This window comes from Tsukamurella sp. II2bb, assembly GCF_057815145.1.
On sequence record NZ_JBYPZI010000002.1, the window covers coordinates 401551 to 424252 of the forward strand.

Genomic DNA, 22702 nt, shown 5'->3' on the forward strand with positions numbered 1-22702 from the left:
TTCGACCCGCTCGCTTCGCTCCCGGCGCCGGTCACCGATTCGGCCCGCTCGCTCCGCTCCCGGCACCGGTCATCGCTTGACGACGTGCAGGTCCGCCAGCGTCGTGAGGCAGTCGGCCGCCATCGTCAGGTCCGCCTCGGCGAGCATCGACCGGACCACGTGGTCGACGCCCTCCTGCCCGCCGATCGACAGCCCGTAGACGTACGGCCGGCCGATCCCGGCCAGCGTCGCTCCGAGCCCGACGACGCGCAGGATGTCGACACCGTCGCGGATCCCGCTGTCGAAGGTGACGGGCAGGCCCGCGTCGAGAACGCCCTCGAGATGGCTGATCGCGGGCAGCCCGCCGTTGGCCTGCCGCCCGCCGTGGTTGGAGCAGGCGATCGCGTCGACACCCTCCGCCGCGGCCCGGCGCGCGTCCTCGGCGTGGCAGATGCCCTTGAGGATGATCGGCCGGTCGGTGATCCGGCGGATCCGCGCGACGTCCTCCCAGCCGAAGGTGGGCTTGCTGAACAGCGAGGACCACACCACCCCCGCGTGCAACGGCGGCGGATTCTCCACCCCGCAGAGCTCGATGAACCGGGGGTCGCTGACATAGTTCGCAAGGCCCCGCCCACGCAGGAACGGGATGTAGCCGTTGCGCAGGTCCCGCGGGCGCCAGCCCAGGCTGCCGGTGTCGAGGGTGATGGTCAGCGCGTCGAAGCCCGCGTCGTCTGCACGGCGGACCAGGCTGTCGGTGAGCTGATCGTCCTTCGTCGGATACAGCTGGAAGGCGGCGAAGGAGTCGCCCCGCGCCTCGGCGACCTCCTCCAGCGTCGCCTCCGCCAGCGTCGAGTACATCGCCGCGATGCCGAGCGCACCGGCGGCGCGGGCCACGGCCAGGTCGCCGCCCTCGTGCACCAGCCCGTTGACGCCCACCGGGCACAGGATCACGGGCGCCTCGAGCTCGGTGCCGAGGAACGAGGTGGACAGGTCCCGCACGCTGCGGTCGCGGAGCATCCGCGGCACGAAGCCGTACCGGCGCAGCTCGGTGACGTTCACGTCCTGCGTGAACTCGTCTCCGGCGCCGCCACGCACGTAGTCGAAGGTCGCCGGATCCAGTACCTGTTCCGCCCGCGCCTGAAGGTCCGCGAACGTGTACGGGAACCGGCGGTGCTTCGCGAGCAGCCCCTCCGCGTAGATGCCGTCCTGGAAACTGCCGTAGTCCGCCATGGGTGGACCGTAGCAGTGCCGGTTAGGGTGCGGTGAGGAAGTCCAGGGCGTCGACGGTGGCCGCCGGCTCCTGCAGGTGGTAACCGTGCCGGATGCCGGGGTAGACCCGCATCCGGGCGTTGTCGATGCCCGCGCGGAGGATCTCCGCGTTCTCGGCCGGGCACATCCGGTCGTCGGCGCCGTGCAGGATCAGAGTGGGCGCCTCGATCCACGGCAGCGCCGCCGCGGCGTCGTGGTCGGTGCTCGCGGCGAAGTGCGCGCGCTGCGCCGGCAGGGACCGCGGCCGCGCGAGGATCGCCTCGGCCGCCTCGGGGTGCTCGGCCAGCCACTCCGGTGTGAAGAACAGTTCCAGCAAGGCGCGCCGGTCCGACCGCACCAGGATCCGCAGCACCTCGCTGGGGCGCGAGACGCCGTGCGCGTCCCCGACGGTGGTGGCTCCGAGGATCAGCCTGCGCACCCGATCGGGGTGGTCGGCGGCGAGCCACTGGGCGGCGCGGCCGCCCATGGAGAAGCCGTAGACGTCCACCCGGTCGCCCGCGGCACCGTCGGCCCGGGCGGCGTCGAGGACGGCCAGGGCGTCCGCCGCGCAGTCCCGGGTGCTCCAGCGGCGGGGGAAGACGTCGTCGCTCGCGCCGATCCCGCGGTGGTCGAAGGTGACGACCGGTCCGGCGGCCCGGAAGGCGTCGACCACCGGGCCCCACGACGATCCCGCGAGCGCCTGCCCGGCGATCAGCACTACCCCCGGCCCCGCGGCGCCCGCGGCCGCCGGATGAACGGTGTAGGCGAGCCGGGCACCGTCGGGCGTGGTTGCGTGAGCCATGGCCGTAAGCCTAGGAGGTCACACCGACAGGATGCTGCTCACAGTGCCGGGTGGGACAAGGCTAGAATGCCTACTCATGTCTGTTCACATCTTCTACGGTTCCTCGACCGGCACCGCCGAGGGCGCCGCGAACGCCATGTTCGACGTGTTCGCCAAGGCCGGCTCCGTCGAGCTGCACGACATGATGGACGGCGAGATCGACGCGCTCGATCCTGCGGACTTCCACGTCTTCTCGTGCGCCACCTACGGCGAGGGCGAGCTGCCCGCCGGCACGACCGAGTTCTTCGAGGAGCTGGTCGAGGCCGCACCCGACCTCACCGGGCTGCGCTTCGCGGTCTTCGGCCTGGGCGATTCGATCTACGTCGACACCTACAACGCCGGCGGCAAGACCATCGTCAAGCACCTCACCGCGCTGGGCGCCACCCAGGTCGGCGAGCGCTTCGAGCACGACAACTCCGGCACCGACGACGTCGACGAGAAGGCCGTCGAGTGGGCCGAGGAGATCGTCGGCCAGATCTGAGCCTCCCTGAACAGCCGAACGCCGCCACGGATGATCTCCGTGGCGGCGTTCTCTCGTCAGTGCGGTGGTCCGGCGCCGGTCAGCGCGGCACCGTCAGGGTCGGCGGCGTGGTGTTGACGCCCGCACAGGCCTCGCAGACCGACGCGGGGATCACGCCGCGGCGCTGCAACCAGCCGAAGACGATGCAGCCGAGGCAGACGCCGGCCGCCGATTCGAGGAGCGCGGCCACCACGAGCAACCCGAGCACGATCTGGGCCGCGAGGTGCTGACCCGTCAGGAAGAGCACGAGCGCGACGGTCGAGAAGACGAGGCCGATGGTCTGCGCGAACCGCTTCGGCGGACCCGGCACCAGTTTGGCCGGGCCGAGCCGCGGCGCGATGACGTGCACCGACAGTCGACCGAAGGGCGAGTAGCGGGGCCCGCCCGCGACTCGCAGCGCGAAACCCACCGCCAGCGCGGCGTACAGCCACCACTGGCCGGCGACGATCGTGACGACCGCCAGCACCACGACGAGGCCGGCGGTGGCGCGGGCCGCGTACTCGTTGACCGGGTTCGGGAAGGAGAGGAGACCACTCACGACACCGAGGCTATCCCCCGGCGCGGACGGCGCCCAGGGTTGTGCTCGCCGTGATTCTCAGCCTCGCGCCAGCCGCAGGAGCAGCGGGATCGCCGCCCGCAGCCGGACGGCCTCCTCGGTCGTGAGCTGCGCTGCTCCGGTGTGCACCAGCCACGCGTCCTGTTCGGCGTCCCGGGCGTGGAGGGCGGCGCGCCCCCGCTCCGTCAGGGCGACGGGGCGCCGCCGCCCGTCCGAACCGTCGGCGTCCCCCTGCAGGAAGCCGCGGCGCCGAAGGTCCGCGACCGTGACGGAGACGTTCGATCGTTTCATGTCCAGGCGGTCCCCGATCGCCGTCGGGAAGGCCCCGGGCCCGAGGGCCTCGACGGTGGCGAGCACGAACAGCTCGGAGCCGCGCAGACCCGCGGCGGGCAGCTGCCGGAGTCGTTCCTCCAGCAGCCCCACCGCGAGCCACAACGCCTCGGCATCGCCGGGCTTCACCGGTGCGCTACTCGTGGTCGACGGTGCCCGGCCACTCCGCCGGCGCCCCGGGAGCGGGGGCGGCACCGTCGAGCAGCTTCGACAGGTCGACGCCCTGGGCGCGCAGTGCGGCGACGATCGAGGCGATCGACTGCGCCGACAGGCCGAGCAGCCCGCCGGTGGCGTCGTTCTGCCCGCCGCCGATGATGTTGATGCTGTCGATCGCGGCCGTCGCCTCGGACTGCGCGCGCACCGCACCCTCGATGGTCGAGAGCACCTGGGGCACCAGCAGCAACCGCGCGGCGTCGGCGGTGTACCGGTTGAAGGCCTCGGCCTGGGCCTGCTTACCGGCGGCGTCGGCCCGCAGCTCGGCCTCGAGGGCCTCCGCCGCCGACTTGCGCGCCTTCGCCTTCGACTCGCCCTCGAGGCGGGTGGACTCGGCCGCCGCCTCGGCGGTGAGGATCGCGGCCTGCCTTTCGCCCTCGGCGCGGGTGATGGCCGCCTGACGCTGCGCCTCCGCCGGCGCGATGACGTCGGCCTCGAGCGCGGCCTCGGCCTGCGCCCGACGCTTGCGCTCGACATCGGTGCGGGCCTCGATACGGGCCGCCTCGGCCTCCTCGAGCGCGATGCCGACGGCCTTCTCCGCCTTGGCCTTCGCGAGCGGACCCGCCTGGTCGGCCTCGGCGTTCTGCGCCTCGGTCTGAGCACGGAGCTGGGCGATACGCACATCGCGGCCCTGCTGGGCCTCGGCGATCGCGGTCTGCGCCTCGGTCTGCGCGATCTCGCCGGCGCGGCGGGCGTCCGCCGAGCGGATCAACGAATCCCGCTCGGCCTCGGCCTTGCCGATATCGGCATCGCGCTTGACTTCGGCGATGCGCTTCTGGCCGAGCGATTCGAGGTAACCGTTGCGGTCCTCGATGCCGGCGATCTTGAGGATGTCGACCTCCATGCCGATGCGGGCGAGGTCGCCTCCGGCCTCGTCGACCACGCCGCGCGCCAGGGCCTCACGGTTGCTGTTGAGGTGCTCGACGGTCATCGTCGCCGCGATGCCGCGGAGGCTGCCGGCGAGGATCTCGTTGATCTGGTTCTCCAGCTCCGCCATGTTCGCGGTGAGGAAGCGCTGCGCAGCGGTGCGGGTCATCTCGTCGGTGGTGCCGATCCGGACGAGGCCGACGGCCTGCAGTTCGACGGGCACGCCGTCGATACTGCGCGCGTTGCTGAGCGCGATCCGCACCTCGAACGGACGCAGCGGCATGTAATCGACGCGCTCGAGCCCCGGCACCTTGAATCGGGCGCCACCGCGGACGACCTTCATCTCGCCGCGGCCGGTGAAGATGGCCACCTGGTCCGGCGGGGACTTGATGTAGTTGTGGAAGAAGATCCACAGCGCCAGCAGGATCACGATCACCGCGGCTCCGGCCGCGATCAGGATCGATACGGTCATTGATTCACTCCCTCTGCCGGGCGCAACGGCCCGGCGCTTGTGATCAGGCCTGGGTGTCGAGCGGTTGGACCACGAGCCGGTCGCCCTCGACGTCGACGATGAGCACCTGGGCACCGGTACCAGCCCCGACGCCCGGATCGACGAGGATCGCGGTGGCGACCGCGCGCACCGACTCGGAGTCGATGTAGCTCACGCGCCCCCAGCCGCCCACCGGGATCTCCATGCTGAGTTCGCCGATCGTGCCGATCGCCGCTCGGAGCCCGGCGACGGTTCCGGCCTGCGCGCGCCGCATGGCCCGCAGCACCAGCATCAGCAGGCCGTACGCGGCAACGCCGGACACGGCCGCGGCACCGACGGTCACGGGCAGCGGAAGTGCGGTGCCGGACGACAGCGGCCAGCCCACCACCCCGAAGACGCCGACGGCGGCGGCCAGGGCGGGCGCGCTCAGCCAGGGCAGGCCGGCGTCGGCACTGCCGACCTCGACTCCCCCGATCTGCAAGTCCCCCAGGATCAGTGACGCGACCAGGATGACGATCCCGACCACGGCACAGACTGCGAAAACGGTAACCACGGGCGCCTCCTCTGCGCTCGGATCTCCCGTTTGCAGAATAGCAAATAATGCGTATGAGGCGCGCCCGTTCACACCTCGCGCGCGCGGCCGAGCTCGCGCGGACCGCGGCCGGGCAGGCCGTCGAGCGGCTCGTACGCCACATCGAGCGGCTCCTGGCCGGGGCCCGAGCGCCCGGCGCCCGGAACAGGGCCGGAGGGGTCGACACCAGGGGCGGTAGGCGCACCGTCGTCCGACGGTGCGGGGACGCTCTGTTCGATGGATCCGACGGTGACCTTGCGCGTGCGGCGCATCGAGAAGGTGACCTCCTCGACCTCCTCGTAGGACTGCTGCACCGTCCGGGTCCCGCCACCAGGGAGGACGCGCGCCACGACCGGCGGCATCAGCGGTCGCACGAAGCCCACGATCGTGCGCGCGGCCTCGTCGAGCACGGGCGGCACGAACGGGTTGGGGGTACGGACCTCGCGGGAGGGCGCCGCGGGCACCACCTCCGCCGTGCTGGCCGGCACCGGCAGATTCGTCTGGTCGGGCACGGTCTCGTCGGGCACGGTCGCCTCCTCGGCGGGCTCGGGGTCCTCGGAATCGTCGGGCGCCGTGGTCGCGGTGCCGAGTTGGGTCGCGGTGCCGGGTTCGACGGGGATCGGCCCCGTCGGCGACTCGTCGGCAGACCGCCGCACGTCGGGCCACCCGCCGGCCGAGTCCGCCGGCCGATCTGCGGCAGGGCGTGCCGCCTGCGCTGCGGCCAGGCTGGCCGCCTCCGCGGCGGCGGCGATCGGGAGGAAGTCCTCGTCGGGCGCGGGTTCGCGCGGCGTCGGACGGACGTAGCGGCGGGCGGACACCGCGACCGCCTCGAATCCCGCGGCCTCGAGCGCAGCGGCCCCGCGGGCCGCTCCGCCCACCACGGGCAGGACCTGCGTGGGCGAGTCCTCTGCGAGGGCCAGCTCCACGCGCCGCTGCTGGCTCCGTCGGTCGATCGCGAGCTGCGCCGCTGCGGCGAGCCGCTCGCTCTCGAGCTCCTGCCGGCGCCGGACGTCGCGGGCGGTGTCGCCCCGCCAGAGGCGCAGCAGCAGCGGCAAGAGCGCGAGCAGCACGCACACCAGGTCGGTCGTGAGCCGCAGCGCCGCCGACGCCGGGGAGTGCGCGGTGACGCCGCCGAGCGCCGTCCAACGTGCACCGAGACCGTCGTCCGCACCGGCGACGGCCTCGTCCTGCGCCGCTCGCAGGTCGGTCCGGGCCGCGGCGACCCGGGCGTCGAGTCCGGGTGACCGCGTGGCCCGAGCGGCCGTCGCCCGGTCCAGATCCGTCTGGGCGGCGGCGAGCCGCTGATTCGCGGTCCGCGTCTCGGGCCCCTGGCCCGCGACCCCGGTGATCGAGGTCTGCGGGCAGGCGGGGCCCGGCCGGTATTCGCAGCGTGCCACGACGAGCGCCTGGTCGCGGCGGCCCGACGCCTCCGCGACCGCGGTATCGAGCGCGGTCCGGTCGGCGCGGGCGGCGTCCAGGTCGGTCTGGGCGGCGCGCACCGCGGGTGCCGTCGCCGCGGCACGCTCGGCGTCCGCACGCAGACGGTCCTCGATCGCACCGTTCAGCACGAGCATCGAGACGAGCTCGCCGACCACGAGCCCAGCGACGACGAGGACGAGGATCCGGCTCGGTAGCGCAGCCCGGCGGCCCGGCCCAGCGACGGCGAGCCCGATCGCGCCGGTGACCAGCACGGCGATGACCGTGAGAACCAGGACCGTGGTCATGCCGCCTCCTCGTCGCGATAGAACTCCGCCGATCTTCTCTCACAGAGAATCGCAGCCCGGCCCCGTTCCCGCACAATCCTGTGGCCGCTTTCACAGCGCGGACTAGGGCGCGGACTACGCAGGGGAATCGGGTAGTTCTACGCATCCGGCACGGCCACCGGCGCAGCAGGCTGATGCCATGAGCACACCGTCTCCGGCGCCCAAGCCGACCACCGCCTACTTCGTCCAGTCCGCGATCGCCTTCGCCGTCTCGTCCGGCGCGCTCCTCATCGGCGCCTTCTACCTGCCGATGGACCCGTGGCAGCGGGGGTTCATGATCGTCGGCACGCTCTTCCTCATCACCAGCTGCTTCAACCTCGCGAAGGTCGTCCGGGACCAGCAGGAGGCGAACAGCATCCGCGTCCGCGTCGACGAGGCCCGGATCGACCGGCTCATGGCCGAGCACGATCCGCTGCGCAGCCTCGAGTGAACCGCCACGCACGGTGCCGGCCGGTCCATGCCGTCCCACTGAGGGCCCCTGCATCTCTGCTCCTCAGAAGGGTGGGGGTTTGAGCGGCGCGGTGTCGTCGTAGGCCTGGCCGGTGGCTTCGGCTTCGGCGCGTTCCTCCGCCCGCTGCCGGGCCCGGGCTTCGGCAGCTCGGCGTTCGCGGTGCTGCTGCCGCAGCAGCCGATTCTTAGTGCGCAGGGCACGGCGGGCCTTCGCTTTCCGTTTCGCCGCCGTCTGGAGTCCGTCGGGGCTCTTCGGTGTGGCGGGTGTGGGGTCGGGGGCGTCCCAGATGATCTTCTCCAGCCCGGGCAGGAGCTCACGGGCCGTACCGGGTGGGACGGTGTAGATCCCGCCGGCGGGGTGGCGCCATTCGACGGTCCCATCGGGCAGGAGATCGGAGAGCCACCCGGTTTCGGTTTTGATGCGGTGGTGGAATCCGCACAACGGCACCAGATTTCCCGGTCCGGCGCTGCCGGCGACGGTGGTCGCCCCACCCACCGTGGGGTCGTCGCGGTCGTACTCGGTGACGTGGTCGGCCTGGCACCGATCCGACGGCACACCACAGCCGGGGAAGACACACGTGGGATATGTCAGACGCATGACGAGTAGCTGATACCAGGTCGGCCGATACCCACCCGCACCCCGCGCATGGATCTCCCCAGTCGCGGGGTCCCGGCGCCCGAGGACCCGCCACTGCGTCCGCGCGGCGGCGATCAACTCCCCCGCCTGCCCGACCGTGACCGGCCCGGTGATCCCCGGCTCCCCGGCGAGGACCACCGCCCCGGAACTACGCCCCGCTCGCCCAGGGGACTCACCGCCCGCACCATCAGCATCATTGACATCACACTGGGCGCCTGGGTCAGCGACGTCAGCATCGGCACCTAGGACGTCGGTAGCGGCGGTGCCGTCACCATCGACGCCCGAGGCGTCGACGTCTGCGCTACTCGCAGCCGAGCCGGCAGCAGTGTCGGCGAGCGCGGCGTCCGCATCGGCGTCGTCAACCTCCACCTTGTCAACGTCCGCCTCGTCGGCGTCGCCCACGTCGGTGTCGCCAGCGGTGTCGGACTCGGATGCGGCGGGGGTGAACAGGTCCGGATCCTGCGAAGCATCCCCGGCGGCGGTGGTCGGATCGGCCTCGGCTGGGTGGATGTCGGCGAGGTCGGTCTCGTTGAGCACGATCACCGCCAACGCCTGAATCTCCTGCGACACCGCCCCGACCCGCGGACGGGCCTCCCGCAGCTCACACGAGTCCTTCCCACACAGGCACCCCAGGCTCTCGTAGCCCTCGGCGAGAGCGACCAGGGCAGCGACCTGCCGCTGCCCCAGCGTCCGCCCGTCATCGCGGCACACGGACCGCGCGACGGGGTTGATCTGCGCCGACAGACGCAACGCCTGATCCTTCGGCATCACCGCCTCCAAATCCACCAGGCCGTCCGTGCGGGCGTGGAACTCCAACCGTTTCCGCGGCGCCGCCGGTGGTGTCTGCCGCGCCGCGGCCGGGTCGATGCGGGTCAGGATCGTTCTCGCGGCGTCGGCGACCGCTCCCACCGTCAGCGACTGCCCGACCCGGTTGGTGAGCCAGCCGGTGACCTGCTCATCGAACACCACCGCGAGACCCTCATCCAGCACCGCAGCAGAAGCCCGCAGCACCTCCCGCACCACCGACAACCCCACCGCCCCGGACGCGAACAACCCGAACAACCTCGGGCAGCGCTCCCGCAGATCCAACCCCCGATGCACCGCCGACCCCGCCGCCATCCGACCCACCCCGAGCGCAGCACCGACCTCCGCCACCAACTCATCCCACTCATCGACGAACCGGCGCGAGGACGCCTCCCGCACCCGCCGGGCGTCATCGCGGAGCTCGTACAGCCGAGTCAGAACGGCGGAGCGTTCCGCCTCCAACTTGTTCTGTTCGACCGTCAACACCCGCAACCGCGAGAGCGCACCACCGGCAGTCAGCTCGGACACGACACCGTCGAACACCCCCGGCAGCGTGGTCACCACCCGCCGGCCCAGAGTGAAGGCGTCATCCGAACTGCTCATACCTTCGATTCTACCGACCACATTCGAACGACGATAGGGCTTGACAAGGCATTTCCACGACGACATGTTCGATATGAACCGGAACGTCCGACCGTGCCCCGGGAATCCCCGCCGGTCTCCGCGATCCCACCCCCACAGCCGGGCGACCACCGACGATGGACTGATGACACAGACGATGACGATGCGCGCACAGCGGTTCCACGCCGACACCAGGACGATCAGCGTGGAGGACGTGCCGATCCCCGAGCCCGGCCCCGGCGAGGTGCTGGTGAAGGTCGCGTTCTGCGGCATCTGCCACTCGGATCTCAGCCTGATCAACGGCACCTTCCCGGCGATGCTGCCGGAGGTCACGCAGGGGCACGAGGCCTCGGGAACCATCGCCAAGCTGGGGCCCGGCGTCACCGGGTGGGCCGAGGGCGACCGCGTCGTCGTGGCCGCGGGCCGACCCTGCACGACGTGCCCGGACTGCCGGCGCGGCAACTTCGCCGATTGCACGCAGATCCAGATCATGGCCTTCGCCTACGACGGCGCGTGGGCCGAGTACACCGTCGCCCAGGCTGCCGGGCTGACGCGCGTGCCGGACAACGTCCCCCTCGAACAGGCCGCGATCCTCGCCGACGCGGTGTCCACCCCGTACGGCGCCGTGGTGCGGACCGGGAAGGTCGGTATCGGCGAGTCCGTCGGGGTGTGGGGCCTGGGCGGGGTCGGCACGCACGTGGTGCAGCTGGCCCGCCTCGTCGGCGCGGCGCCGATCATCGCGGTCGACATCAATCCCGAGGTCCTGGAGCGCGCACTCGACCTCGGCGCGGACCACGCCTTCGACTCGCGGGACGAGCAGCTGGGCGCGAAGATCGCCGAGGCGACCGGCGGCCGGGGCCTCGCCGTCGCCTTCGACGCCGTCGGCCTCAAGGCCACCTTCGAGCAGGCGTTCGGCCACCTCGGCGTCGGTGGGCGCCTGGTCTCGGTGGGCATGAGCGATCAGGAACCGTCCGTGGGATCGACGACGATGCTCGGGTTGACCAAGAAGCAGGTGCTCGGGCACCTCGGCTACAAGAACGTCGACATCGAGACCCTGGCGACTCTCGTCTCACTGGGGCGGCTGGACCTGTCCCGGTCGATCAGCGGGATCGTGCCGCTGGAGGACATCGCGGAGGGCATCGAGCGCCTCGAGCGCCACGAGGGCAACCCGATCCGCCTGCTCGTGCAGCCCTAAAGAGCCGCAGCGAGATCCTCGCGCAGCGAATCCAGGGCGGGGGTCGCCCGGGGCGTCATGGCGCGCCAGGCGTCGAGGATCCGCAGGCTCTGCTCGGCGTGCCGGACGAAGTGGTTCCCGGCGAACTTCGGGAAGTCGAAGGGCACTCTCCGGCAGAGCATCCGCAGCACGGCCCGGACCACGACGGGCGGGGGCGCGGGCGCCGGGATCCCGACGTCCGCCCGCATCGCCTCCGCCATCGCCTTCCCCGGGCGCGAGAGCCGCCGTAGGAAGGTCGGCCAGTCGCCGCCGGCGATCGCCAGCTCGGCCGCGTAGGGCACCATCGCCACCCCCACGACGGCGACGGCCCGCGTCGGCGCCCGCCCGATGACCCCCGGGTACTCCGCGGCGAGGCGTCGCGGCAGGTCACGGTCGGACCCCTCGACCGCGACCGCGGCGAAGGCGGGCGCCAGCGGCGGCACCCAGTACTCGGCCCGCGTCTCCGTGCCGCGGGCGGTGGCGAAGGACAGCAGCCCGGGCGCGAGCGTCACGACGTCGGCATCGGGGAAGAGACGCTGCGCGACCGCCGCGTCGCCGATCACCGGGCTCGTCACGCCGACCACCGCGGGCCGGACGGCCGCGAGCGCCGCCGCGACACCGTCGTCCAGCTCGCCCGGCGCGGACGTCAGGATCAGCAGGTCGACGGTGCCGGGCCCCACGTCCGCGTACCCGACCACCGGGACGTGGGCGGCGGCACCGTCGGGCGCGATGCCGGTGAGGAGCACCCCGTCGCGCCGCGACGCGGCACGGACCTCGGCACCGGTCCCGGCGAGCAGCGCGCCCGCCGCGGCGGCCACCGCCCCGGCACCCTGGATGAGGACCCGTCCGCTCTCGCTCATACCCCAGTCATACCCCAGCGTCACCCCGCAGGCCGCTGGCCCGCAGCACCTGACGCTCGACGCCCGCGCGCAAGGCCTCCTCGCCGCCCACGAGCCGCACCCGCTGCCGAGCGCGGGTGATCGCGGTGTAGAGCAGCTCACGGGTGAGCAGCCGCGAGTCCGCCGGCGGGATCACCACCGACACCGCCTCGTACTGGCTTCCCTGGCTGCGGTGGATCGTCATCGCGTAGACGGTGCGGACCGCGACGAGCTGGTTCGGGTAGAGCAGCGCGACATCCGCGCCGCGCGCGAAAGCGGCCCGCAGGTCAGCAGGATCGCCGCCGTGCGCGATCACCACGCCGACGTCGCCGTTGTAGACCTTGGTGTCGTAGTCGTTCGCGGTCACCAGCAGGGGCTGCCCGGCGTACCAGCCGCCCCCGCCGCGCACGCCCGCCCACTCCTCGGCGAGCTGCGCCCACCGGGTCACCCCCGACGGGCCCTCCGAGTGCGCGCACAGCACCCGGTGCAGCTGCACGCCGGCGGCGGCCTCGGCGGCCGACCCGCGCTGCGCGGCGGCGACGGTGACCGCGCTCGCCCGTTCGACGTCGGCGCGCAGGCCGGCGAGATCGTCGGGCTCGCACCACTCGATCGCGCCGTCACCACCTGCGCGCGCCAGCTCGACCACGCGGTCCGCGTCCCCGCGGCGCACGGCGTCGGCGAGGTCGCCGAGCGCGCCGGCGAACCGGCGCCCGCGGCGCAGCCGGACGACCCCGCGTGCGGCGTCCGCCAGTTCGGCGGGATCGAGCGCGGCCTCGTCGGCGCCCGGGCGCGCGGCCTCGTCCTGCAGGAGCGCCTCCAGCTCCGGCGACGGTGCCATGGTCACCCCCCGCGCGACGAGGTCGCCCAAGACGGCGCCCGCGTCGACCGAGGCCAGCTGGTCGGGATCACCGACAAGGATCAGCCGGGCATCGGGCCGCAGCGCCTCGAGCAGGCGGCACATGATGGTCAGCGAGACCATCGAGGTCTCGTCGACCACGACGACGTCGTACGGCAGGTGATTGCCGGCGTCGTGCCGGAACCGGCTGGCGGTACCCGGCTTGAAGCCGAGCATCCGGTGGATGGTCTGCGCGGGGATCTCCCGCGGCAACCCCAGCGCCACGCCCTGCGCGCGCACCTCCCCGGCGAGCTGGGCCGCCGCGCGGCCGGTCGGCGCGGCGAGGCCCACCCGCAGGTCAGGGCCGTGCTGGTCGAACAGCAGCGCCAGGATCCGCGCGACCGTGTAGGTCTTGCCGGTGCCCGGGCCGCCGGCCAGCACCGTGGTCTGTCCGAGCACCGAGGCCGCGGCGGCGAGGCGCTGCCGGTCTGGGCCGGGCTCGGGGAACCGGATCCGCAGGCCCTCGCGCAGGCGCGCGGCGTCCACGCCGGGGGCCGCGCCGGCGCGGGCGTCGAGGATCGCGCGGACCGTCTCCTCCTGCCGGTGGTACCGGTCGAGGTAGAGCAGTTCGTCGCCGACGAGCCGGAGCGGCCGCAGCGGCCCCGCGGCACCGCCCACGACGAGCGGGCTCCGGCGCAGTCCGGCCAGGACCGTCTCGTCCTCCGGCCACGGCAAGGCGGCGACGTCGACGGCGGCCTCCCCGTCGACCGCCACGTCGCGCAGCCGGGAGAGCTCGAGGCAGACGGATCCGAGCCGCACGGCCCGGGTGGCGAGCGCGGCGGCGAGCAGCACGGCCTCGTCGGACTCGCCGCCGAGGCGGCCGAGTGTGGACGCGACGTGCACGTCGGCGGGGCCGAGGACGCCGGCCTCGGCAAAGGTCTCCAGTAGGGTCTCGGTCATCGCGAACCTCCCGCCAGCGCCTCGGAGACCGCGACGACGAGCGCCGCGGGCGGGTGCCACTCGAAGACCCCGGCACCCGGCGGGGTCTCGGGGCCGATCATCGCCCGCACGAAGTGGTACTGCACCACCCCCAGGTGGGTGGCCGGGGCGTAGCCGGGGACCCGCCAGGCCAGGAACCGGTGCAGCGCGACCGAGTACAGCAGCGCCTGCAGCACGTAATGCGAGGAGATCATCTCGCGCGCCATCGCCTCCGGCGTGTAGTCGGCGGTGGTGAGATCGCCCCGGGCCAGCCGGTTGGTCTTGTAGTCGACCACGGTGAACCGCGGGCCGCCGGGCGTCTGCACCCGCAGCACCGAGTCGATGCTGCCGGTGAGGTAGCCGCGCAGCGCGGCCCCGGGGACCTCGCGCAGCCGTTCCGCGTACGGGGCCAGCGGGTCGCCCGCGGGCAGGTGCTCGTCCAGCAGGTCGGCGATCGTGGCCAGGGTCGCCGCGGCGCCGAGGTCCGCACCGTCGTCGTCCGCGCCGAGTGGCAGCTCGAAATCGAGCTCGGCGAGGTGGTCGCCGGGCGCGATGTCGGCGAGCGTCAGGCGCGCGAGGTCCCCGGTGCCGAGCGGCGTCCGCAGCACCGCGACCAGCGCGGCGGCGACCTCCGCCGGATCGTCGCCGGTGGCGCCGAACTCGGCCGCCTCCCGGCACCGGGCGAGCACCTCCGCCGCCAGATCCGGCGCGCCGGTGTCGACGTGCTCGAGGATCTCGTGCACCAGGGTGCCGAAGACCGCGCCGCCGGACAGGCCGTTCATCAGCGACGACGGTGCCCCGTCCACCCGGGCCGCGGCGTCCGCCGGCTCCTCGGCCGGCTCGTCGTCGGTGATGGGTTCCTCCGGCTCGCTGCCGGTATCTGGCGCGGCCTCCGCCGGCCCGTGGGCGGCGTCGGCGACGAGCGCCGAATAGCTGGTGCGCCGCCACGTGGGGTCGATCCGGCGGTGGGCACGGCCGAGCTCGAGGGCCGGGTAGGCGCGGTCCTCGGGACGCCACGGCTCCGGCTTCGGCGCCGCGAGATCGACGGCCTCGATCGACACCGCCGCCGCGACGGGCGCCGCCCACTCCCGCAGCCTCGCCCCCACGTCGGCGTCGCGGGGAATCGATACCTGCGCCGCCGGGATTCGGCCGCCGCCCACGTCGGAGAACAGCAAACGATGCAGAGGCGAGCTCCGAGTGGTGGTACCGGGCGCCCACCACAGCACGAGGCGGGACTGCGCCCGGGTGGCGCCGACGTAGAACAGCCGCAGCTCCTCGGCCGCGGCCTCCTTCTGCGAGATCGCGTACCGGTCGGCGTACCCCGGGGCGTACTCGCCGCCGACGTCGATGAGCCGGTCGCCCTTCTCGTCGTGGAAGACGAAGGTCTTCTTGCCGCCGAAGGAACCGTCGTCCCAACCGAAGGGCAGGTAGACCACCGGGAACTGCAGGCCCTTGCTCGCGTGCACCGTCATCAGCTGGACCGCGGCGGTGTCGGTCGCGAGCCGCCGCGCGGGATCGGCGGTGCCGCCGAGGCCGGGGTCGGCGATGCGGTCGGCGAGCCATCGGGTCGCGGCGGCGAGCCCGAGCCCGAGCGTCACGGTGGCGTGCTGCACCAGTTCGGCGACGTGCCGCAGATCGGTGAGCGTCCGCTCGCCCCCGACGCGGCTGAGGAGCCGCGCGTCGAATCGGGAGCTGGTGGCGAGGGCGTCGAACATCGCCGCGAAGCCGGAGCGCGCGAAGATCCCGGCGAGCGTGCGCAGCCGGCCGCTGATCGCGGAGACCAGCTCATCGCCGCGCTCATCGAGGTCGCGGGCGGTGAACTCGAACAGCGGGGTGAGCGCGGCGAGCCGGGCCCGGTCGCTGCGGCCGGGGTTCTCCAGGGCCTGCAGCACGCGCAACCAGTCGACGGCGGCGGCCGTCGTGAAGACGCTCGCGCCGCCCGCGGCCACGGCGGGCACGCCGTAGTCCTGCAGCAAGGACTGCAGTTCGGCGACGTGAGCGTTCTTGCGCACGAGCACCGCGATGTCGCCGGGCCGCAGCGCCCGACTCTCCCCGGGCTCCGTCTCCAGTTGCTCACCCGCGGTGAGCGTGCGGGTGATGTCCGCGGCGGCGTCACGGAGGACGGCGGGACGCACGTTCCGCACGTACGGCGTGCCGGACTGGGTCTTCGGGCCCAGCCCGTTCGATCCGAGGTAGCGCAGCCGCAGGGGCGCGCCGCCGGGGAGCCGGGACGTCTCGCGATGCGCCTCGACGGATCCCGCGACGATGAGCGGGTCCCCGAACGCCACATCGCCGTAGAGGTGCTGCAACGCCGTGACCAGCGGCGCGTCGGACCGGCGGTTCACGTCCAGTTCCCGCTTGATGGTTCCCTCGAGACGGACGGCCCTGAGGTAGCTGGTCACCTCCGCGCCGCGGAAGGCGTAGATCGCCTGCTTCGGGTCGCCGACCAGCACGAGCGTGCTCGCACCGTGGAAGGCGTCGTGCAGGATGTCCCACTGCACGGGATCCGTGTCCTGGAACTCGTCGACGAGGACCACCGAATACAGCGCCTGCAGCCGGGCGCGCGCCCGGTGCCCGTGCTCTCGGTCGGTGAGGGCGTCGTGCAGCAGCCCCTGGAGGTCGTCGAAGTCGCGGAGCCGGCCCATCCGCTTGCGGCGGTCCACCTCCCGGCGCACGACCCGTGCGTACTCGACGCGCAGCCCCGTCTCCGAGCCGGGCTCGGCGTCGACGGGGGTGATCCGCGCCCGCGGGTTGGCGACCACGGTGCGCGCGTAGATCAGGGCATCGGACAGGGGGAAGGGCGCGCGCTCGCGGCCGGCGAACATCCCGAGGTAGACGTCCTCGGCCACCTCCTGGACGAGGTCGTCGACGTCCTCGACGAAGATCGCGCCGGGCTCGAGATCGCCGGCGAGGCCGAGGGCGTCGAGCATGCGCTGGCAGAAGCCATGCGTGGTGGTGATGGTCGCGGCGTCGAAGTCCGAGAGCGCCGTGACCAGCCTGCGGTGCCGGAGGGCGACCTCGGCGGGATCGCCGGTCGCGAGGTGGCGGATCAGCTCGTCGCCGGACGCCGCTGCCGCGGCGGGATCACGCAGCGCCCGCTCGACGGACAGCAGCCGCGCCCGGGCACGTTCGCGCAGTTCCTGCGTGGCGGCGCGGGAGAAGGTGATGAGGAGCATCTCCCCCAGCTCGGCGACGCCCTCGGCGACGTACCGGGCCAGCAGCCCGACGATCGCGTAGGTCTTGCCGGTACCGGCGCTCGCCTCGAGGACCGTGCTGGTGGGCCCGGCCGGCAACGGGCCGGTGAGCTCGAAGGGGACAGCGCCCAGGACGGGCTCGCGGGTGGTCATCAGATCATCTCCTCGTGCCCGAGGATCGGCACCCACAGGCGGGCTGCGAGGGCCCCGAACCGCGTACCGGCGCGGGAGAACGCCGCCTCGTCCCCCACGGGTGGGACGAGCGCGTCCTCGAAGGCGTTCTCCCCCAGCGCGTACCGGATCGACCGGTCCGTGCCGTCGCCGAAACTCCCCTCGAACTCCGCGCGTGCCGCGTCGAGTGCCTGCTGGCCCGGCGCGCCCGCGGCGCCGCGCTCGACGTACACGGCCGACGCCGACGGGAACAGCGGCAGCGGCTCGCGCAGCCCGCGGTCGCGCAGGTCGACGAGCTCGCGGAGCACCGCGACGGGGTCCGGAGGTACCCGGAGCCGGGAGGTCAGCACGCCGCGGAACCGGGCCCGGCCGATGGCGGCGGCGGCGGCCCCGTCGTGGCCGGCACCCGCCAGCGCGAGCAGCGCGATCCACGCCGCGATCCGGTGCTTCGGCGCGAGCCGGGAGAAGGAGGCGCGCACCACCCCGTCGGGCCGCACGGACGGCACCGAGCCGACCAGCCTGCGCCCGTCCCCGACATCGACCGCGACGTCCACGGTGCTCGCGGGGCCGGTCATGAGCGGTCCGGCGACGCGTGCGAGTTCGGCGACGGTGGCCCCGATGTCGCCCAGCACCGCCGAGCCGAGGGCGAAGGGCGGGAGCGTGCCGCGGCGCACCTCGGCGGCCGTGAACGCTTCCGGGGGCACCCCGGCCAGCGCCGACGCCAGCATCCGCTCTCCGATGTCCCACTTCTGCAGGCCGTCGGGCGCGATCGTCAGCGCCTCGGCGAGCTCCTCGTCGGCATCGGGGACCGTGAAACCGAGGCGCTGCCGCAGGAAGGCCTTGACGGGGTGCTCGCAGAACCGCACCAAAGCGTCGAGGTCGACGTCCTCGACCGCCGCGGCGAGCAGCGGTGCGGACAGGAAGGGCTCAGGCGGGGCGGGCGGCGCCAGGGCCGCGACGGCACCCGCGTACGCCGCCGGATCGAAGGAGAAGGGCTCGCCCCGGCCGAACGCGGCGGGGTCGAAATTGACGGGGTCGAAGGGCTGCAACGGATGCCGGTACTCCAGCCCGGGGGCCGCCGGGTCCGCGAGCAGCGCCTGCGCCGCGTCCCGCAGCTCCGAGGCGGGGACGGCGGGCGGCCGGCGCGTGCCCTTCACCGGGTCCGCCCCGGTGTAGAAGACGAGCAGCCGGTCGGTCGCGCTGGTGACGGCGTCGAGGAAGAGTTCGCGGTCCTCGGCCCGCGGATCCCGCTCGCCGACGCACGGGGTGCGGCCCAGCACGTCGTCACCCGAGTAGCGGGTGGAGCGGGGGAAGACCTCGTCGTCGAGGCCCAGCAGCACGACGACGCGGTGCGGCACCGAGCGCATCGGCACCAGCGTGCACACCGTGAGCTCGCCGGTGCGGAAGTTCGCCCGGGTGGGCTTGGCCGCGAGCCGCGAGGCGAGCATGGCCCGGACCTCGGTGAGGGTGAGGTCACGATCGGCGCCGTCGCGCAGCGCGGCGGCGAGCTCGCGTGCCGCCTGGGTGACCTGCCAGGAATCGGCGGCGGGGACCGCACCCACCTCGCCGAGCAGCCGCTGCAGCGCCTCGGCCCACGAGCGGGCCGGCCGCCGGCCCCGGCTGTCGGCGGCCGCGCGGGTGAGCACGGCGTGGAACTCGGCGAAGCGCCCCACCAGATCGATGTCCGTGGAGTCCACGTCATCGAGCGGCAGCCCGAGGCCGAGCCACTGACCGGACGACTCGTCGGCGACCACGCCTAGGACGATGCGGTCGAGCGCCGTCGCGAGGGTGTTCTGCGGGAAGCCGCCGAGTCCGTAGCGCTCGCGGCCCGCGGCGTCGAGGCCCCAGCGCGCGCCCGACGGGCCCGCCCACCCGCGCAACCGCTCGATGTCCGAGTCGCTGAACCGGAACCGGCGGCGCACCGGTTCGGAGGCGGCGAGGTCGAGCACCTGCGCGACGGTGGCGCGGCCGTCGACGATCTCCAACACGGTGACCAGGGCGTCGAGCAGCGGGTTGGTGAACCGCAGCGCCCGGTCCGCCAGCCGCACGCGCAGTCGCTGCGCCGGGTGCACCGCCTCACCGGAGCCGTCGGCACCGTCGGCGCCCACCACCGCCTGGCCGAACGCCGACCGGATGAGCGGCGCATAGGTCTCGATGTCCGGGCAGGTGACCAGGACGTCGCGCGGCTGCAGCGTCGGATCGTCCTCGAAGAGCCGCACGAGCCGCTCGCGCAGTACCTCGATCATGCGGGCGGGCCCGTGGCACGCGTGGAACTCGACGGAGCCGTCGGGCGCGTGCTCCCCGGCCAGCGGCTCGTCGGCGGCGACCGACGTCTGCAACGCCGCCAGCAGGGTCGCGGGGCGCGCGGGGGCAGAATGATGCAGATCGGCATCCGCGAGCGGCGCGACGCGGCTCTGCAGCTCCCGCGCCTCGCGGCCGAGGGACGCGAGAAGCGGGTTCGTGGCCGTCGGCGCGCCGACGGTGCGAGGCACGGGCCCGGCGGGCGGGGCGGCACCGTCGGACAGCGCGGACCAGAGGGCCGGGCTCGGATGCGGGAGCCACAGGTGCACCTCGCGGCCCGCGGCGAGCGCGCCGAGGACGGCGAGCTGGTCGGTGGGGATGCGCGTGGGGCCGTACACCGACAGGCGCGAGGGCAGCGCTACCAGGCCCGGCTCGTCCCGGAGCCGCGCGCACGCGGCGTCGAGGCGTTCGGCAGGGCTGGGCGCGCCCGCGAGGACGCGGACGCGGCGGAACAGCTCGGCCTGCCAGCGCAGGTCCTCGGGCAGCTCTCCCCCGAGGCCGTCGGTGTCGCGGCCGGCGGCCCAGTCGACGAGCATGCCGGGCCGGTTCGCGCCGTACGAGCGCAGCAGGCCGGCCAGGAGCTCGGCGGTCGGGTACCTGCGGCGCGGCCGGTGGCCGGGCTGCTCGGCCCAGCCGCCGGGCCGGGACACGCCGAGGTGCCGGGCCAGTACCGCCCCGTCCGGCTCGAAGGCCATCGCGTCGATCGCGGTGAGCACGAGCCACACCAGCCGCTCGCCGCGCCACGGGTCCTCGTCGGGCGAGGTCCCCGAGGCGGCGCCGACCGCATCGGCCACGAGCGCTGCGGGCGTGGGGAAATCGATGTTCGCGGCGATCCCCAGCCGGGAGGCGAGCCCCTGGATGATCCACCGCTCGACGCCGCGCGCGGGGACCGCGATCAGGTCCGGAACGAAGGGATCGGCGCCGGGCACCGCGAGGACCTCGGCGAGCGCGTCCAGCAGGACGTCGCCGCGTTCGGACCTGTGCACCGTGAGCATGGGGGCAGTTCTAACACGAGCGTCCGACAAGTCACTCCGCGCGGGTCAGGGCGGCGGGCAGCTCGGCGAGCGAGCGGATCGCGGGCGGCTCGCCGCCGACGCCGGTCCCGGACCGGTCGAGCCACAGCGCGCGCAGGCCCGCGGCACGGGCGGCCGCCACGTCGTAGTCGTAGTTGTCCCCCACCGCGACGCAGTCCTCGGGCGCGGCGCCTGCCAGCTCGCAGGCGTGCAGGTAGATCCGGGGGTCGGGCTTGCCGACGCCGAGGGTGTCGGTGGTCACGACCTTGTCGAACCGGTCGGCGATGCCCAGGACCTGAAGCTTCATCCGGGTCGCGGGCGTCGACGAGTTCGTCAGCAGCACCACGGTGATCCCCCAGCGCACGGCCGCCTCGACGGCGGGCATCGCGTCGGGGTACAGGCGCTGCGCCGCGGCGAAGGCGGGATCGAAGCCGCTGCAGAAGCGCCGGTACCGGCGCGCCTCCCACAGCAGTCCCGAGCGGTCGGCGGCGACGGCGATCCGTGCCTTGCGCATCTCGTGGAAGCGCAGCTCCCCCACCGTATACCGGCCCACGACGCCCTCCGGGTCGGCGAGGAAGGCCTCCGCGAAGCGCTCGCGCGCCGCAGCGCTCGTCGACGGCCACACCTCGAGCGCCGCCGCCCGCGCCGCGACCCGCAGCGCCGCGTCGGTGTCGACGAGCGTGTCATCGACATCGAGGACCAGGCCCGCACAGGGCCGCGGGCCGTCGATGCCCGCGCGATGGCGCAGCCGCGCGAGCGTGTCGGAGCCCCAGGTCAGGCCACCCCGGACCGCCGCGCCGACCAGATCCGTGAGCTCCACGTCACTCTCCCTCCGCCTCCCGCTGCCGCGCCGCTACTCGAACATCCGCCGGAAGATCGCGAGCGATTCGGCGATATCGCCCCGGAGCGCCCGGGCCACCGTGGCGCCGATGGGGCCGAAGAGCGGCGCCCCGCCGAGGTCGGCGCGCAAGGCGATCGTCGACCCGTCACCCGCGGGCACGACGGTGACGGTCAGCTTGTACCTCGTCCCTCCGGCGCCCCTGCCGTCGAGCACCAGCGACCGCGGCGGGTCGTACTCGGTGACGGTCCAGTCGACGCGGTTGCGGAAGTTCTTGACCTTCAGCACGCAGGTGATCTTCGCGCCCTCCGCGAGGTCCGGCAGCGGCCCGCGCCAGCCGTCGTGCAGGGTCACCCACTGCGGGAGGGTCTGCAGGTCCGCGGCCCTGGCCCACGCCACGTCCGGGGTGAGCGCCACCTCGACCCTGCTCTCGACCTTCGCCACCGTCGTCCTCCTTCACCAGTTGCTGCTGTCGAACCTATCCTGTGCCGCCGACGCACCGTGACCCGAGCGTAGATTTCAACCGTGAGCGCAACCTCGTCCTCGGTCGTCCTCGCCCTCATCGCCGCGTTCCTGTTCGCGTGCGGCTCGGCCGCGCAGCAGACGGAGGCGGCGAGCGTCGCCGAGGGCGCGCCGCTCCTCACCCAGCTGATCCGCCGGCCCCGATGGTGGCTCGGCCTGCTCGGCGACCTCGGTGGCTACGGCTTCCAGGCGTGGGCGCTGGCGCTGGGCCCGGTGCTGATCGTGCAGCCGCTGATCGTGGCCGCGCTGCTGTTCGCGCTGCCGGTCTCCGCGCTGCTCAACCGGACTCGCGTGTCCGCCCGCGAGTGGGCGTACGCGCTCGTCCTCGCCGCGGCGCTCGCCGTCTTCCTCATCGCGGGCCGCCCCACGGACGGGGTGGCCGATGCACCGGGCGCCGCGTGGCTGCCCGCGCTCGCCGTGGTGGGCATCGTCGCGGCCGCCGCCACCGGGGCCGGGCTGATCCGGTCGGTGCCCGGCCCGTCCCGGGCGCTCGCCTTCGGCGTGGCCTCGGGCGTGCTCTTCGGCGTCGCGACGGTGCTGACCAAGCCGGTGCTCACGTCGTACGACCACGCGGACCCGCTCGCGAACACCGCGCGGCTGCTCACGGACTGGCGCCTGTACGTCCTGGTCCTGGCGGGGATCGGGGCGATGTACCTGCAGCAGAGGGCCTTCCAGCCCGCCCCGATCTCTGCCTCGCTGCCCGCGATCACGCTGGCCGAGCCGCTGTGCGCCGCGGCCCTCGGCGCGGTCGTGCTGCACGAGTCCGTCACGCTGACCGGCGCGCGCGGCCTGACGGTGATCGCCGCGGGTGTCGTCGGAGCCGTCGCGGCGGCGCGCCTCGCCCGGCGGTAGCGGCGTACCGTCGGGCG

The 22702-nt window shown here is 73.7% G+C and carries 18 protein-coding genes; 4 read left to right on the plus strand and 14 right to left on the minus strand.

Annotated elements, in window-relative coordinates:
* Nucleotides 1–69: 69 nt before the first annotated feature.
* Together AC21LY_RS07970 and AC21LY_RS07975 are read right to left on the minus strand one after the other, a co-directional pair.
* Nucleotides 70–1209, minus strand: a complete 1140-nt coding sequence (locus tag AC21LY_RS07970) for an alpha-hydroxy-acid oxidizing protein (RefSeq protein WP_489045865.1) — start codon at nt 1207–1209, stop codon at nt 70–72.
* Nucleotides 1210–1231: 22 nt separating this feature from the next.
* Nucleotides 1232–2029, minus strand: coding sequence for an alpha/beta fold hydrolase (locus AC21LY_RS07975; RefSeq protein WP_489045866.1), 798 nt, complete (start codon nt 2027–2029; stop codon nt 1232–1234).
* Between the two features lie 76 nt (nt 2030–2105).
* On the opposite strand from AC21LY_RS07975, the gene AC21LY_RS07980 reads away from it, so the two are divergent.
* The gene (locus AC21LY_RS07980; protein WP_489045867.1) at nt 2106–2549 is read left to right on the plus strand and encodes a flavodoxin domain-containing protein; all 444 of its coding nucleotides are present in this window, start codon (nt 2106–2108) and stop codon (nt 2547–2549) included.
* A 79-nt stretch (nt 2550–2628) separates the two neighbouring features.
* Here the strand turns inward: AC21LY_RS07980 and AC21LY_RS07985 are convergent, their stop codons facing one another.
* The 5 genes from AC21LY_RS07985 to AC21LY_RS08005 all read right to left on the minus strand — a co-directional run bounded on the left by AC21LY_RS07985 (nt 2629) and on the right by AC21LY_RS08005 (nt 7339).
* Complete coding sequence (locus tag AC21LY_RS07985; RefSeq protein ID WP_489045868.1) at nt 2629–3126, minus strand: DUF4395 domain-containing protein; 498 nt, start codon at nt 3124–3126, stop codon at nt 2629–2631.
* A 57-nt stretch (nt 3127–3183) separates the two neighbouring features.
* Nucleotides 3184–3603, minus strand: coding sequence for a MarR family winged helix-turn-helix transcriptional regulator (locus AC21LY_RS07990; protein ID WP_489045869.1), 420 nt, complete (start codon nt 3601–3603; stop codon nt 3184–3186).
* Nucleotides 3604–3610: 7 nt separating this feature from the next.
* Nucleotides 3611–5026 carry a flotillin family protein gene (locus AC21LY_RS07995; protein ID WP_489045870.1) on the minus strand — a complete coding sequence of 472 codons (1416 nt, stop codon included), beginning with the start codon at nt 5024–5026 and terminating at the stop codon, nt 3611–3613.
* A gap of 43 nt (nt 5027–5069) precedes the next feature.
* Entirely contained in the window at nt 5070–5597 is a 528-nt protein-coding gene (locus AC21LY_RS08000; protein ID WP_489045871.1) for an NfeD family membrane protein, read from the minus strand.
* A 68-nt stretch (nt 5598–5665) separates the two neighbouring features.
* The gene (locus tag AC21LY_RS08005) at nt 5666–7339 is read right to left on the minus strand and encodes a DUF4407 domain-containing protein (RefSeq protein ID WP_489045872.1); all 1674 of its coding nucleotides are present in this window, start codon (nt 7337–7339) and stop codon (nt 5666–5668) included.
* 178 nt (nt 7340–7517) lie between these two features.
* Between AC21LY_RS08005 and AC21LY_RS08010 the strand changes: the two genes are divergently transcribed.
* Nucleotides 7518–7808, plus strand: coding sequence for a YiaA/YiaB family inner membrane protein (locus AC21LY_RS08010; RefSeq protein WP_489045873.1), 291 nt, complete (start codon nt 7518–7520; stop codon nt 7806–7808).
* Between the two features lie 63 nt (nt 7809–7871).
* Here the strand turns inward: AC21LY_RS08010 and AC21LY_RS08015 are convergent, their stop codons facing one another.
* Nucleotides 7872–9872 carry an HNH endonuclease signature motif containing protein gene (locus AC21LY_RS08015; protein WP_489045874.1) on the minus strand — a complete coding sequence of 667 codons (2001 nt, stop codon included), beginning with the start codon at nt 9870–9872 and terminating at the stop codon, nt 7872–7874.
* Between the two features lie 163 nt (nt 9873–10035).
* Between AC21LY_RS08015 and AC21LY_RS08020 the strand changes: the two genes are divergently transcribed.
* Complete coding sequence (locus tag AC21LY_RS08020) at nt 10036–11085, plus strand: zinc-binding dehydrogenase (RefSeq protein WP_489045875.1); 1050 nt, start codon at nt 10036–10038, stop codon at nt 11083–11085.
* Here the strand turns inward: AC21LY_RS08020 and AC21LY_RS08025 are convergent.
* From AC21LY_RS08025 to AC21LY_RS08050, 6 genes are read right to left on the minus strand one after another with little or no spacing between them, the layout of a single operon-like run.
* The gene (locus tag AC21LY_RS08025; protein WP_489045876.1) at nt 11082–11963 is read right to left on the minus strand and encodes a hypothetical protein; all 882 of its coding nucleotides are present in this window, start codon (nt 11961–11963) and stop codon (nt 11082–11084) included. The genes AC21LY_RS08020 and AC21LY_RS08025 overlap by 4 nt on opposite strands.
* Before the next feature lie 7 nt (nt 11964–11970).
* Nucleotides 11971–13776: an exodeoxyribonuclease V subunit alpha gene (gene recD / locus AC21LY_RS08030; RefSeq protein ID WP_489045877.1), complete on the minus strand. Its 1806-nt coding sequence runs from the start codon at nt 13774–13776 to the stop codon at nt 11971–11973.
* On the minus strand, nt 13773–17141 hold the full coding sequence (locus AC21LY_RS08035; RefSeq protein WP_489045878.1) for a UvrD-helicase domain-containing protein: 3369 nt from the start codon (nt 17139–17141) through the stop codon (nt 13773–13775). Before AC21LY_RS08035 ends, recD begins: the two co-directional genes overlap by 4 nt.
* Entirely contained in the window at nt 17141–20455 is a 3315-nt protein-coding gene (gene recC / locus AC21LY_RS08040; RefSeq protein ID WP_489045880.1) for an exodeoxyribonuclease V subunit gamma, read from the minus strand. Before recC ends, AC21LY_RS08035 begins: the two co-directional genes overlap by 1 nt.
* 31 nt (nt 20456–20486) lie before the next feature.
* Complete coding sequence (locus AC21LY_RS08045; RefSeq protein WP_489045881.1) at nt 20487–21293, minus strand: HAD family hydrolase; 807 nt, start codon at nt 21291–21293, stop codon at nt 20487–20489.
* A 33-nt stretch (nt 21294–21326) separates the two neighbouring features.
* Nucleotides 21327–21755 (minus strand): type II toxin-antitoxin system Rv0910 family toxin, encoded by a 429-nt coding sequence (locus tag AC21LY_RS08050; RefSeq protein WP_489045882.1) that lies wholly within the window; start codon nt 21753–21755, stop codon nt 21327–21329.
* A gap of 81 nt (nt 21756–21836) precedes the next feature.
* On the opposite strand from AC21LY_RS08050, the gene AC21LY_RS08055 reads away from it, so the two are divergent.
* Nucleotides 21837–22685, plus strand: coding sequence for a DMT family transporter (locus tag AC21LY_RS08055; RefSeq protein WP_489045883.1), 849 nt, complete (start codon nt 21837–21839; stop codon nt 22683–22685).
* Nucleotides 22686–22702 lie beyond the last annotated feature (17 nt).